We start from the raw sequence: 13,965 nt of genomic DNA on the forward strand, positions 1-13,965 counted from the left end.
AAAAAAGCGACGTAAAGTCGCTTTTTTAGTTTTTGAACATTAATTGGTTCAGTCAGTGTATGGGCTATAAATACCGATTAACAAAAATATGAGAGGGAATAATGAGTGTTCAACAGAAAAAAATTGTTCATGTAGCAGTTGGAGTGATTAAGCGAAATGACGCTATCTTTATTTGTAAACGGCCTGAGGATAAGCATCAAGGCGGGAAATGGGAATTTCCAGGTGGGAAGGTCGAAGCTGCTGAAACAGTAACACAAGCTCTCCAGCGAGAGTTAAAAGAAGAAGTTGATTTAGTCGTGAGATGCTCAACCCCATTTATGGAAATCCACCATGATTATGGTGATAAAGCGGTGTTCTTAGATGTTCATTTAGTTGAGGATTTTAGCGGCGAAGCAAAAGGACTCGAAGGCCAGCAAGGATTGTGGGTAGATTTGCATGAATTACAGAATTATCAATTTCCAGAAGCTAATCAGGTTATTCTAGATAAACTATTGGCTGAGTGATCAAAACATAGCAAGAGAGCTATTTTTCGAACATCAAAAATCACAGTGATAAGATTTTATTAGCTACACTGCATATAAGGTTACGTGATTAGGTTTTGGTTGATGCTCAGATTGTGTTGGTTATTGAGTTTAATGTTTGTGCTTGCTGTTAGTTTAAGTGGTAAAGCCAATGGTGCGACCTTAGCTGTCAGTGTGGGCTGGAACAAACCCCCTTATGTAATAGAAGAAAACGATACAGGATTTGAAATTGAATTAATTCGTGCCATTTTTAACAAAATGGGCTATAGACTGAATTTTATTTACGTTCCGTTTGCCCGTTCCCATTACTTACTTGAAAAAGGTAAAATTGATGTTGCGATGACATTGAGCCCTCGTATGAAAATTAGTGCGGAGCAATTAAGTGAAAGCTACATTAATTATCACAATGCGGTTATCACCTTAAAAGGAAGGGGGTTTAGTTTTACGTCGATTGATGATTTAGCTTCTATTTCGTTTGTGGGGTTCCAAAATGCAAGCATAGTGTTGGGCGAAAGGTATGCCAAAGTGACTACTCGTAGTCCATTTTATTTTGAGTTACCCGATCAAACTCACCAAGTCGAAATGTTACTTAAGGGGCGTGTTGATGCAGTGGTGATGGATGTGAATATATTTAATTACATAAGCCGTTCTGTTATGCAGCAAGCTCATATCGACAATGTTGATATCCATCCACTTTTTGCAACCAGTCATTATCATTTAGGGTTTAAAGACATAGCCTTAAAAGCACAATTCAATCGCGCATTAATTGACTTCAAAACCACTCTTGCTTACCAAGCACTGATTAATAAATATGATTTTTATCAGACCGCCTTACCAGACCAAAAGTAATTGTTATTGGGGATGCTGGTTTTGAGTCGCTATTGCTTAGTCGGGTCAAGAAGGGAAATTGTTAGTCATTTGGAGTGATTGCTCTTTTTTATTGTGTTTAAAACTAACTCTTGCTTATCAACAGTGCCGATTTAGCTACATTCAGTGTGAGACATTGTCTTAGTTTGTTGTTGCAATGTGTACAAATAGCAATATTATTTTAGAGTCAAAACTCTTTTTATTTCCCTATCAAACTGTTTATATTAGCTATTTTTCATTATCGTCTGCTTTTATATTTAGTACTGTCATAAAAACTTAAATAATCATGCCTATGTTTACCTATCCCAGCTTTATATAATTACAGCACAAACAACAAGATGGATATGTGAGATGGATTTTACATTTAACCCAAAGGCAGATAAGCCAACCGTACTCGATAATGATGTGATAGGGCAATATCAAGCCTGTATAAACGAATTTGAAAAGCTCGGGTATGATGACCCCTATCTACAAGAAATAAAGGCAGAAATGCTAAAATTACAGCAGCGTAGAATAACTGATTAATGCTTGTAAGCCTTCACTAGGTTATCGATTGTATAAATTAGTCTAGTGCGGTGTTGTAAACTAAACTTTGTAAAATCAATTTTGTGTAGTTGCTGTTTATTTTGCAGTGAAATGAGGGTTTTACTCGATTGCTTCGACTCTCTTTCAAAAATATCCACTTGTAATGCGATTTCTTGTCGTGGTAGGAGTTGATGGTAGTAATCATTAATGTAAGCCATCGCATATCCCCCAAGTGTGACATGACCTCCTATTGAAATGAGATCTTTGGCAAAGTCAGGCTTTTTATCCCAATTAATTCCCCCGATCACTCGGCTTTGATAATTTTCTAATGACGCTTTTTTGGCTCCGAATGCAATCGGGTCATTGGCTGCCCAAATGAGATTAATATCAGAAAATCGTGTTAGCCAAGCCTGACTGAGAGTGTCACTTTGAGCTTGTGACCAGTTGGCAACATCTTCACCAACTATTTCCACAGCAATTGTTGCTGCATTAAAAGCATCTGTCATCCCTTTTTTCCGATCGATGGCGGCATAAGTATTGTAGTCACCATGAAGGGCTAATATTTTTGCTGGGTCATTCGAACGAATTTGGTGTTGTTTGAGGAGTTCTTGTGCCAGCTTAAACCCTGCTTGATAATTATCGGGTTCAATACTGGCCACTAAAAAAGGGTATTCGGTGATATTGTGGCTTTGATTTTTCCAATCTTCATCCCTTAAGCCATTAAATAGAAACAAGGTGGGAATATTTGCTTGATTGGTCATTTTTAGCATTTCTAAACCGACCCCTTTTTCATTTACCAATATGATGAAGTCGGGTTTTAAGCGAATAGCTTGCAGCAGCAGAGATTTCATATAAATATGATCGCGATTTGCAAAAAAAGTTTTGAGATCGATATTAAAATCATCCGCAGCAGCTTGCATAAAACGGTCAACATTAAGCCAGAAGTGGCCAGTCGAATTTTCTTGCTGGTGCCCAGGGTTTATAAATACCACTGAAATCGCGTTTGCAGGCGCACACTTTAAAAAGACAAAGAAACAAATAACTAAAGATTTAATAAGGTTCATCTTCAATGTCTTCCTTGGAAGTAAGCTGAGGGATAATAAATTATAAACAGTAAACCTTAGATTGGGTGATAAATTTAAGAGGTTAGCCTCTTAAATTTATACAATACGTAAGCCAGCAAATAGCGAACAGGTAAAATCTCCATACTTAAGGGAGAGCACAGTACATCTTAGGTAAATAAGTGGCTTTGCAAAAATTGGTAGAGCAATTTTACACGATGACTGTGCTTTAAATCTCGATGATAAACAAACCATACAGACTCAGCAGGTGCCAAGTTTATTGATTGGATTGGTTGCAAATGAGGATGTAAAATAGTTTGTTTTTTATCCAGAGGGCCAATCCCAAAACCATCAATAACAGCTTGATGTACATCAGGAAAATGATTACTTTGATAAATGATATTATCTTCTTTAATGTGTTGATTGATGTAATCTACAAATGGAATAGCACGCTTTCCTCCGCTGGGTAAAACCCAAGCATGATTTTGAAATTCATCAGGCTGACTGGGTGTACCATGTTTATCAATATAAGTTTGGGCTGCGTAATAGCCAATTTCGATATCAGCTAAATGTTTGGCAATAATATCGGGTTCGCTGGGTTTTTTACCTATCCGGATTGATACATGAACACTGCCACTTTTTAAGGGGACAATTTCATCTGTAGCGATGATCTCGATACGCAGGTGAGGGTGCGCTTCAATAAACGCTTTCAATGCAGGATTGAGCTCAGTGGAGTAAGTTAACACTGTCGTTATGCGCAGCTTTCCTCTAATTTCATGTTCGCATTCATTGAGTAAATTATGAAGCTGAGCGAAGTTACTTTCAAAGGTCGGCATTTTGTTGAGTAAAACAAACCCAGCATCTGTTAGCTGGTAGCCTCGCTGGTGGCGGATAAAAAGAGTCACTTTTAAATGCTCTTCTAAGCGATTGATATGACGTAACACTGTGCTGTGATTAATGTTTAAGCTAATCGCAGCTTTGCTTAAGCTGCCATCTAAGGCAACCTGATAAGCGATTCTATAATCATCCCAGCTAACCTGTGGCATGGGAACTCCTCATCAAAATGAATAACATCAGTGTAAATAGTTGTGCAAATATGCACAATTGTTTTTCTAATTTCGCTATTTTTTTAATATTTTATCTCCGTAAACTGGCTATATAAACTTGGGAGGGGACATGTTAAAAAATTCATCACACCAATATGGAACAGTTGCAATTGTATTGCACTGGTTAATGGCTGCTGCCATCGTATTTTTATTTGCGCTGGGTCTGTATATGGTCGAACTAACTTATTACGACGCTTGGTATAAAGGCTCTCTTGATTTACATAAAAGTATTGGGATTAGTGTTTTTTTACTATTACTAGCACGAGTTGCTTGGCGTTTTTTTAATGTCGTGCCCGAGCCCATCCATTCTGAGCAACCTTCTGCAAAGGTACTCGCAAGTGTTGCTCATTATGTTCATCTGCTTTTATATGCGTTAATGTTTTTAATTGTGCTAACAGGCTTTTTAATTTCGACAGCTGACGGGCGAGCAATTGACGTGTTTGGCGTGTTATCCATACCAGCGCTGCCTTTTTCGATTGAACAACAAGAAGATGTGGCTGGTGAGATTCATTTTTGGTTGGCGTGGAGTTTAATGACATTGATTGCAGTTCATGCTTTAGGTGCATTTAAACATCATTTTTTTGATAAAGATCGCACATTGCTGCGAATGGTAAATATAAAACAAAATAAGTGGGAGTGATTGTAATGAAAAATACCTTAGTAGGACTATCGTTAGCGGCAGTCACATTATTGGGCCTTAACAGCCAGCAAGCTTATGGTGCGCAATACAAAGTTGATACAGAAGGGGCGCATGCTTTTATAAATTTTAAAATAAAGCATTTGGGCTACAGTTGGTTACATGGTCGATTTAATACTTTTGATGGCCAATTTAGTTACGATGTCAGCAAGGCGAATGAAGCGGCCATTTCGATAGAAATAGATACAGCGAGTATTGACTCTAATCATGCTGAACGTGACAAGCATCTTAGAGGGAAAGATTTTTTGAATGTGAGTAAATATCCAAAGGCCACATTTAAAAGTACAAGCATCACATTTGATAACGAGCAAAAAGGTGTCGTAACAGGCTTGTTTACCTTGCATGGTGTGAGTAAATCAATCGACTTTGAGATTGAAAAAGTAGGAGAAGGTCAAGATCCTTGGGGGGGATATCGTGCTGGCTTTATGGGGCAAACACGTTTAAAGCTTGCCGACTATGGTATTGACTATGATTTAGGGTCTGCATCCACTCACGTTGATATTGAGTTGCATATTGAAGGAATAAAGCAGTAATAGGTAAGTCGATGACTCAGTAACGAGGGTCACCTACTTATTGTTTGGTGGGGGCCGTTCGGGTCGCTTTTAATAAAAATTCGTTAAACTGCTGGTGGAATAACGGTGGAAGCCAGCGCGTTAATACGCGTTGGTAATCATCCGTTTGATAAATATTCAGCAAGGCGTTGTCCAATAATGCGATATGCTCGGCTCCTTTAGGTGTGTTAGTACAGCCAATATAACCACGGCTATAAGTAGGGGCTTCATCTAATTGAAATATCCGTAGGTCTTCATTGATAAGATGCTTTTGAGCAAGATACATTTCTTCATCGGGGTAACCTAGTACAATATCGAGCCGCTCTTTGTGCAGCATCATGACTAGATTTTCTAAAATATCCATTCCAGCTCGGTTAATGATCTGAGCAGATATAGCTTGATTTATAATCACATCAAGATTATTCCCAAATGATCGGTTGGGCGATAATCCGAGTGTCAGTTGATCAATAATGAGTAGCTTTTTTAAAGAAACGTGCGTGTGCGACATTAAGTTTAATTTCACCGCTTTTTCTTTCAGCATCATGACTGTTGGAGCCATACCAAATGTCGATGAGGTCTGTGTAAATACAATCTTTTGTAGTCGCTCAGGTGTTTTATATAACGACAAAAAACAAAATTGATTAGAAGGGTTAGTGAGATCATGAATTAATCGACTTCCTGGAATAGTTTGGTAAGTAAAATCTATGTTAGGTAATTGCTGTTGCAACAACGCAATGACACTTCTATCTCGGCCTAAAAGCTTTTTATCATCGGTATTAAAATAATAAGGAGGAAAATCAATAATCAACCAATTTATTTGCTCTTTAGCTAAGGAGACTGATGAGCTGAGAATAAATAACAGAGAAAATAGCCACTTCATTTTTTCTCCTCATTATTGAATGTTGAATTTAAATATAGCGCATGCTTTTTACTAACGATGCACTTGGGTGAGTGAATAGTAAGTATGGTTTTAAAGTGTTCAGTAAGCAAAAAAATGGCGCCATAACTGACGCCATGTGGATAAATCCAATTAGGCTAAGAGTTTTTGCGTGTGGCTCAAACGAGGGGAATCGAGCGAAATAACGTCATGCTCCATCAGCTTAAATTTGTTGATTAATGCTTGTAATGCGTCAGCTTGGCTTTGTACTTGTTCAAAATTGTTAGCTAAATTATTAAGCAAAGATGCGTTTTCTTGTGCGCCACTGTCTACTCTAACAACCGATTGTGCAACGGATGCAACTTGGCCTGATTGCTGTTGCATAGCGCGTGTTACTGAGTCAATCACATCCTTAACTTCATGGCTCGAAACCGTTATTTGCTTTAAGATACTGCCGGACTCAGTAGCAAGCTCAACGCCAAGTTTAACTTTACTTGCAGATTCTTTTATTAAGACAGATATTTCCTTTGCGGCCGCTGCTGATCGTTGCGCGAGGTTTCTTACTTCAGAGGCCACCACCGCAAATCCTCGTCCTTGCTCTCCTGCGCGAGCTGCTTCAACGGCCGCATTCAAAGCGAGTAAATTGGTTTGAAAGGCTATTTCATCAATGGTACTGATAATGCTCGACATTTTACGAGCTGATTGATTGATATCTTGCATAGCATCAACCACTCTTGCAACAACCAGCTCACCATTGTTTGCATAGTCATAGGCTTTAATAGACAAGTTCATTGATTGCTCGGTTTGCGCCACGGTATTGTTGATTGCTTGGTTCATGTCGTTCATGGCATTACTGATAGTTTGAAGATTTTCGACTTGTTGAAAGACACTTTGGTTTATTTCTGCTGTTTCATGAGAAGACTGCTGTGCGCTTTTGGTCACAATGTCGGCGGTATGATGAATGTCTTCAATCATCGCCACGAGATTTGTCACTGTTTCATTAATACTCTGTTTAACCGCGTTGTATTCACCGTGACTGTTATATGAGATGGTGTGAGTCAGATTACCCTTAGCGACCGCTTCCATCACTTGTTTTGTTTGGCCAAATACGGTTGAAAGAGTATCTGAAGTGGTATTTACCGCGGTAAATAGTTTGTCAAAATCCCCATCGCTTTGGATGTGAATACGCTTATCGAGTTCGCCTATTGCCAGAGCCTGCATCACCTCTGATACGGCATGAACGACTTTATCGCATTGTGCCGCCGCATGATTGACATTGTTTTTTAAATCGAGCAATTGACCTGTTGCTGCAACAGCGACTTGTTGCTCGAATTCGCCCTTGGATACTTTTTGCATCACACTAATGATGTCAGATATCACCGTATTTGTGTCGGTTGCGGCGGTGTTGATACACTCTTTTAAAGTCGCTAAATCACCATTGGCTGGGACGGTTAAGTGGTGTGTAAAGTTTCCTTGCGATAATGATTGCATCACAATCACTGCATCAGTAATGAATGATGATGTCGCGGAAGCTGAGGTATTAATTGCAATTTTTAATTCTGCCAGTTGTCCATTAGCTGGGCTTTCTACTTGGCTATCAAAGTGGCCATTCTCGATTTCTTTCATGACAGAAATAATATCCGAGATCACTTTGTCGGTATCATGGGCCGCTCGATTAATGCAATCTTGCAGGGTTTTTAATTCCCCTTTACACGGCGTATCTAAACTGACATTAAAGTCACCCTGTGAAAGAGATTGCATCACATTAACCGCCCCAGAAATAACTGTAGAAGTACTACTTGCTGATTCGTTAATCGCTTGTTTTAGCTGTGCTAACTGACCTTTCGCTTCACAGGTGATTGATTGGCTATAGTCGCCTTGCTCGATGGCTGCCATCACGTTCACAATCTCTTTGATCACGCGCTCGGTGTTGGCAACTGATAAATTGATGGCTTCTTTAAAATGCATTAAGTCGCCCTGACAAGATAACTCAACTCGATGAGTATAAAGTCCTTGTTCGACTTGCTGCATGACAAAAGATCCCTGCTTAATAAATTGTCCGAGCGCTTGCGCGGTTAAATTAACGTTATTGGTCAGACTCGCTAATTGACCTTGGCATTGGATTGTAGTGGTTTTGTCAAAGTGACCATTTCGCATCGTCTTCATTACATCGTTGATTTCATCGATAGCGCAATCAATGCTGGCAGCTGAGGTGTTTATGGTTGATTTAAGTGTATTGAGATCGCCATCGACCTCGACAGTAACGCGGGATTTAAATTCACCATCAGCCAGTTGAGACATAGTTTGATTTATATCGCCAACGGCACTGTGTAGAGAGCTGAGCATTTCATTTAAGGCTTTGGTTGCTTGAGCTATTTCATCGTTACCATGCACAGGCGCGCGCATCGAGAACTGCCATTTTTCTTTGAGCGTGAGTAAAAATTCAGCCAACTGTTTGATTGGCATTGCAATACTTGCGGCAAACTTGAAGGCTAAAAGAGCAATTAATCCTGTCACGACTAATAAACTAATCACAAAAATAGTGGTGAGGTTATTCACTAAAGTAAAGGCTTCAGATTGACTTTGCTCGACTATGAGCGCCCATTGGGTGCCAGCAACATCAACATTTTGATACGCAGTAATGACATCTTGATTTTGATAGTTCACAGTATTTAACACGCCATTGTTACCAGCTAACGCATTGCGAATACTGGGTAAACTTTCGAGTTTATTTTGTTGTTGTGAAAAAGACTGAGTCACAGTCATGGTTTGATCAAAGAAGCTATCTGATCTCAATTTCATATCCGCCCCAACCAAGTAGGATTCACCTGTTTTCCCTAACCCATAATCAGAACGCATTACTTGGGTGATTTGATCTAATGGCAGTTGCAGAATAAGTACACCAATAATAGTTGAGTTTTGATAAATTGGAGTGGCTATAAAGCTTGCCGGAGCTGAATATGATGGGATGTAAGGTTGGTAGTCAATCATTACAATTTCATCTGGTTTTTTTGTTAATGCTTGTTTAAAAGCTTGCGCTAAACCACTTGTTTGATATGGACCATTGGCTAAATTCGTCGCAAAGTCGACTTCTTTATACACGCTGTAAATCACATTACTACTGCCGGCATCAATTAAAAATAAATCGTAGTAACCAAAATCACTCACAAATGTAGAAAAGTCGGGATGATATAACTGATGGGCTTGTTCATAGAGCCCAGTTTGATTGGTCTGAACTAATTTATTTTTTTTGCCAAGAGGGTATGGGTTCGCACTAATATATGTACTTTGCAGCTGTTTTGCCTCGGGGGAGAGTGCAGAATACAAGCTGTTGCCATCAATTGCTTGGTTAGTCTTATTTTGGTATGAGGAAGCAAACGTTTGTGTATAAAACTGATTTAAAGATGAATCATCGATAAGTTTGTTTTGTGCAAATCCGGCTTGAAAATCAGTGATGGCTTGCTTAAGTGAAGATTGATGTGAAAGGTTTTTAAGTTGTTGGGTGGCTTGAGTAAAATAACGTTCTATAGCGTCCCCTTTGAGGCTAGCAATGGCAGAAAGGTTTTCCCCTTTGATGTTGTGTATTGCATTTGTTGAATTATAAAGTGCCATTATGGCTAAAAAAATGGCAGGGCATACACCAATAAAAATTAGTAAAGAGGTTAGTTTTTTCTGTAATGTCAGTTGATTGAAGAAGTGAAACATGCCAATTCCCTTTTTGTTGAATACATCTAATGTTTGTTCCAATAATCAGTATAGGAACAATTAATTAGTTATGTATGAAAAACGTTCAAGTTGTCGTTGTGTTATACCTCCCTCGATGTAAATAGATTTTGACATGCGGTCTGTATTTAATAACTGAATAGATTGTAATAGAAAGTATTAAGCAAATGTTCAAGAGGGAGGGAGTTGGCTTATATAGCACAACATATTTCCTACGCAGGGCCATATTTGCTATAATCGCGCGCTTGTCGCCGAGTGAGTAAATGAGATGTTTAAATTTATTGTTAAATTGCACCCTGAGATCTCTATTAAGAGTCGTTCAGTCCGAAAGCGTTTTACTAAATTATTAGAAAATAACGTTAAAATCGTTATGCGTAGAATTGACGAAAAAGTCAAAATTGTGAATAACTACGATAACGTGAGTGTAGTATCAAATAGTGAAGATTTAGCGATACGAGATGCACTCATTGGCGGGCTAAAGCGCATTCCGGGCATTGTGCAATTTATTGAAGTGCAAGAAGTTGCCTTCGAGACTCTCGACGATATTTACCAAGCGACCTTGAAACTTAATTATGACGTGGTAGCAGGAAAGACGTTTTGTGTACGTTGTAAACGCCAAGGTAAGCATGATTTTACTTCTAGCGATGTGGAGCGTTATGTCGGTGGTGGGCTAAATCAAAATGTACCGGGTGCCAGAGTAAAACTAAAGGCTCCGCAAGAAACTGTAAAAATCGAAATTAAAGATCAACGGGCCTACATTATTACCCAAACTCACTTTGGTATGGCTGGATTCCCTCTGCCGACACAAGAAGATGTCATTTCACTGATGTCAGGTGGTTTTGACTCGGGTGTTGCCAGTTATCAAATGATCCGTAAAGGAGCTCGCACACACTTCTTATTTTTTAATTTAGGGGGCGCTGCGCATGAAATCGGTGTTAAGCAAGCAAGCCACTATATTTGGAAGCAATTTAGTTCAACGCACAAAGTGAAATTTATCAGTGTTGATTTTGAACCTGTTGTCGCTGAAATATTAGAAAATGTTGAAAATAGCCAAATGGGTGTGGTGCTCAAACGTATGATGATGCGTGCAGGCAGCATGGTCGCTAAAAAAATGGGTGTAGAAGCATTAGTCACGGGGGAAAGTTTAGGGCAAGTGTCGAGTCAAACACTGACGAATTTAAGTGTGATTGACCAAGTAACCGATACCTTAATTTTACGACCGCTTATTCAGCATGATAAACAAGAAATCATCAATATAGCTCGGCAAATAGGCACTTCTGAAATGGCAGAAGCCATGCCTGAATATTGTGGAGTGATTTCTAAAAAGCCAACGGTGAAGGCGAAGCTAGAAAAAATCATTGAAGAAGAGGCAAAATTTGATTTTGAGATTTTAGATACCGTTGTTTATAACGCACGGATCATGGATATTCGAGATATTGAAGTTGAAGCTAAGCAAGAGGTTAAAGAGGCTGAATCAGTGTCTGATTTACCTGCTGACGCTGTGGTTGTTGATATTCGCTCTCCAGAAGAAGAAGATGCCAACCCGTTAGAACTTGAAGGGGTTGAAGTTGTCCATGTGCCGTTTTTTCGCTTAGCCACTAAGTTTGGGGATTTACCTCAAGATAAAGAATATTATTTGTATTGTGCCAAAGGTGTGATGAGTCAGCTGCAAGCGTTGATTTTACATGAAAATGGCTATGGAAATGTGAAAGTATATCGTCCATAAAAATGCTTACATATCAGCGTGTTTTCGATATCAGGAAGACACGCTAAAGAGTTAAATATCAATGTAAAAGCGTACCATCTGGTGCGCTTTTTTTTGCATTTGCATCATGATTAATTTGTTTGAGCATGTCCATATTGTACGGTGTTGCTAGATTATATTGTTGCCCTAATTGCACAATGTAACCGCAGATTGCTTCTATTTCTGATGGCTGCCCGGCTGCGATATCTCGATTCATAGATGAAAAGTTGTCTGCAGTGTCGCGCATCACTTTGTAGACTAAATACAGAACTTTATGCAGTTCTATCTTCACGCCTTGGACTAAAGCCAGTTGATAGGCTTCATGGACTAAATGCAACACTTGGCTAGCGTATTTGGGCTGGGTGAGCTGGCCGTTTTTCACTTGATTAATGGCAGACAGCGGGTTAATCGCAACATTGATAATGAGTTTTTGCCACAAAAGTTGTTCGATATTATCAACAAGGTGTAAATCAGGGATAGCCACACTTAAATTTTTAAACACCTTTGCTTGATTCGCTTTGGCGGCAGCATTGACCGCTCCGAGGTTACTCATTCCATGGCCAGTATGAATCACGTCTTGCTGTGAGCGTTTATAGGCTGCTTGCGTGGTAGTGAGGAAAAACAATTGTTGCTGACCACTTAGTAAAGGCGCGATAAGCTCAATACTGCCCATACCGTTGTGGCTTAAAATAATGACTGCGTGCTTACTTAATCTAGGTTTAATTGCGTTAAAAGCATCTAAAACACTAAAGGCTTTGGTCGGAATAATTACGCATTCTATTTTATCTTGGCTTTCAATATCTTCAATCTTGGGTGTAAAGGCTGTGCATTCATCATTACGCCAGTAATTGAAGTGAGAATGTGGCAGCTGAGCGCGTAAGCACAGTGTAACGGCATAATGTGGTTGTAAATAGTAACCATATAATAAGCCAATCGCACCTTTACCTATGATATGAATATCAGGCATCTTTTTTCACATATTTGTGCCAGCAATAAGAAGCTGCAAAATAGCTTAAGGCACCTAAAGTATCGGCAATAAAATCAGCGACTGAGGCTTGGCGATGGGGTAGGTTATGTTGCATGATTTCGACAATGCCACCATAACTTGCAAGGACGAGAATATACACCCAAATCGGAGCTTTGATCGCATGGGCAAGCAACCCTGCTAAAATGAAAAATATGCCAAAATGTGCCACTTTATCTATGTGTGGGAATAACATGATCCCACCTTTTACTTCCTTGGCAAATAACGCTGTAAACGATAGCACAGCAATAAAAAACACTAATTGGTAAACTCGACGACTCACAATTTTGGCTCTTGATTTAACTTATGGGTCAGTATATCAAACTAAGTGAGCGACGCTGCTGCTTTTTTGTAACTCAATTAGCAATAATCATTTGACGCGTACATGCCGGAATATTCGCATTTCAACGTGACTTGGGTATAATCGCTGCAATATTTTTGAGGAGAAAACTATGCCATCTTTTGACATTGTATCTGAAGTTGAAATGAGTGAAGCGAAGAATGCGGTTGATAATGCTAACCGTGAATTAGAAACGCGTTTTGATTTTCGCGGCGTGGATGCATCAATCGAATTAAACGATAAAGTGATTAAGCTAAAAGCTGAAGCTGATCCACAAGTTATGCAATTGTTTGATATTTTAGCAAATAAAATTTCTAAACGTGGTTTAGATGTCGCAAGCTTAGAGTTACAAGATATTACACGAGCAGGTAAAAATGTAATGCGTAATGTTGCTCTAAAGCAAGGAATCGAAAAAGAGATGGCTAAGAAAATAGTCAAAACGATTAAAGATTCGAAAATCAAAGTTCAGGCTTCTATCCAAGGTGAAGAAGTGCGCGTGACAGGTAAAAAACGTGATGATTTGCAAGAAGCCATGCAAGTTATTCGTACTGCTGATTTAGGTCAGCCATTTCAATTTAAGAACTTTCGCGATTAAATTACCTGCTACTCAAAAGGCAAGTTAACTTACTTAGCTTGCCTTTCTGTTTTGGACTTCTATACGTCCGTTGACATTCTTCCTTAAGATCATCACAATACGCGTAAATTGCCACTATTAGTTATTTATTGGATGCTGATAGTTAAGCAGAACCTTTAATTAAGGTGCCAATGAAGCTTCATTTTATTATGTAAGCTTTTGAGGATAATCGGGAAGTTGGTGAGTTCATATCCAACACTGCCCCCGCAACGGTGAGCGTGATAAATAAATATTTATCCGACAGTCCGGAGACCGGCCTTAATTGTCATTCAGTTACTTACCATTTGTGCGGTGG

The 13,965-nt window shown here is 39.1% G+C and carries 13 protein-coding genes and 1 riboswitch; of the genes, 7 read left to right on the forward strand and 6 right to left on the reverse strand.

Annotation, left to right across the window (positions count from 1 at the left end):
- Positions 1-101 precede the first annotated feature (101 nt).
- The 3 genes from mutT (at position 102) to PULV_RS16265 (ending at position 1,913) form a co-directional block, all read left to right on the forward strand.
- Positions 102-503, forward strand: a complete 402-nt coding sequence (gene mutT / locus PULV_RS16255; RefSeq protein WP_086744179.1) for an 8-oxo-dGTP diphosphatase MutT — start codon at positions 102-104, stop codon at positions 501-503.
- A 102-nt stretch (positions 504-605) separates the two neighbouring features.
- Positions 606-1,370 carry a substrate-binding periplasmic protein gene (locus tag PULV_RS16260; RefSeq protein ID WP_193332247.1) on the forward strand — a complete coding sequence of 255 codons (765 nt, stop codon included), beginning with the start codon at positions 606-608 and terminating at the stop codon, positions 1,368-1,370.
- Between the two features lie 369 nt (positions 1,371-1,739).
- Positions 1,740-1,913, forward strand: coding sequence for a hypothetical protein (locus PULV_RS16265; protein ID WP_176365183.1), 174 nt, complete (start codon positions 1,740-1,742; stop codon positions 1,911-1,913).
- Here PULV_RS16265 and PULV_RS16270 read toward each other — a convergent pair.
- Both PULV_RS16270 and PULV_RS16275 read right to left on the reverse strand, forming a co-directional pair.
- Complete coding sequence (locus PULV_RS16270) at positions 1,910-2,977, reverse strand: ABC transporter substrate-binding protein (RefSeq protein WP_193332248.1); 1,068 nt, start codon at positions 2,975-2,977, stop codon at positions 1,910-1,912. The genes PULV_RS16265 and PULV_RS16270 overlap by 4 nt on opposite strands.
- Positions 2,978-3,144: 167 nt before the next feature.
- Positions 3,145-4,020 carry a LysR family transcriptional regulator gene (locus tag PULV_RS16275; RefSeq protein WP_193332249.1) on the reverse strand — a complete coding sequence of 292 codons (876 nt, stop codon included), beginning with the start codon at positions 4,018-4,020 and terminating at the stop codon, positions 3,145-3,147.
- Between the two features lie 130 nt (positions 4,021-4,150).
- On the opposite strand from PULV_RS16275, the gene PULV_RS16280 reads away from it, so the two are divergent.
- Together PULV_RS16280 and PULV_RS16285 are read left to right on the forward strand one after the other, a co-directional pair.
- Positions 4,151-4,720: a cytochrome b gene (locus tag PULV_RS16280; RefSeq protein WP_086744183.1), complete on the forward strand. Its 570-nt coding sequence runs from the start codon at positions 4,151-4,153 to the stop codon at positions 4,718-4,720.
- Between the two features lie 5 nt (positions 4,721-4,725).
- Positions 4,726-5,310 carry a YceI family protein gene (locus tag PULV_RS16285; protein WP_193332250.1) on the forward strand — a complete coding sequence of 195 codons (585 nt, stop codon included), beginning with the start codon at positions 4,726-4,728 and terminating at the stop codon, positions 5,308-5,310.
- A 37-nt stretch (positions 5,311-5,347) separates the two neighbouring features.
- Here the strand turns inward: PULV_RS16285 and PULV_RS16290 are convergent, their stop codons facing one another.
- Both PULV_RS16290 and PULV_RS16295 read right to left on the reverse strand, forming a co-directional pair.
- Positions 5,348-6,208, reverse strand: a complete 861-nt coding sequence (locus PULV_RS16290) for a transporter substrate-binding domain-containing protein (protein WP_193332251.1) — start codon at positions 6,206-6,208, stop codon at positions 5,348-5,350.
- 150 nt (positions 6,209-6,358) lie between these two features.
- Positions 6,359-9,910 (reverse strand): methyl-accepting chemotaxis protein, encoded by a 3,552-nt coding sequence (locus tag PULV_RS16295; protein WP_193332252.1) that lies wholly within the window; start codon positions 9,908-9,910, stop codon positions 6,359-6,361.
- Positions 9,911-10,196: 286 nt separating this feature from the next.
- Between PULV_RS16295 and thiI the strand changes: the two genes are divergently transcribed.
- A complete protein-coding gene (thiI, locus tag PULV_RS16300; RefSeq protein ID WP_086744187.1) occupies positions 10,197-11,654 on the forward strand; it encodes a tRNA uracil 4-sulfurtransferase ThiI in 1,458 nt (485 codons plus the stop codon).
- A gap of 58 nt (positions 11,655-11,712) precedes the next feature.
- On the opposite strand, the gene PULV_RS16305 is transcribed toward thiI, so the two are convergent.
- Together PULV_RS16305 and PULV_RS16310 are read right to left on the reverse strand one after the other, a co-directional pair.
- Positions 11,713-12,639 (reverse strand): ketopantoate reductase family protein, encoded by a 927-nt coding sequence (locus PULV_RS16305; RefSeq protein ID WP_193332253.1) that lies wholly within the window; start codon positions 12,637-12,639, stop codon positions 11,713-11,715.
- Complete coding sequence (locus PULV_RS16310) at positions 12,632-12,979, reverse strand: VanZ family protein (RefSeq protein WP_193332254.1); 348 nt, start codon at positions 12,977-12,979, stop codon at positions 12,632-12,634. Before PULV_RS16310 ends, PULV_RS16305 begins: the two co-directional genes overlap by 8 nt.
- A gap of 169 nt (positions 12,980-13,148) precedes the next feature.
- Here PULV_RS16310 and PULV_RS16315 point away from each other — a divergent pair, with 169 nt between their 5' ends.
- Entirely contained in the window at positions 13,149-13,631 is a 483-nt protein-coding gene (locus PULV_RS16315; RefSeq protein ID WP_086744190.1) for a YajQ family cyclic di-GMP-binding protein, read from the forward strand.
- Between the two features lie 145 nt (positions 13,632-13,776).
- Positions 13,777-13,945: riboswitch (cobalamin riboswitch) on the forward strand.
- Positions 13,946-13,965: the final 20 nt, after the last annotated feature.

The organism is Pseudoalteromonas ulvae UL12 (assembly GCF_014925405.1).
GTDB classification, from domain to species: domain Bacteria; phylum Pseudomonadota; class Gammaproteobacteria; order Enterobacterales; family Alteromonadaceae; genus Pseudoalteromonas; species Pseudoalteromonas ulvae.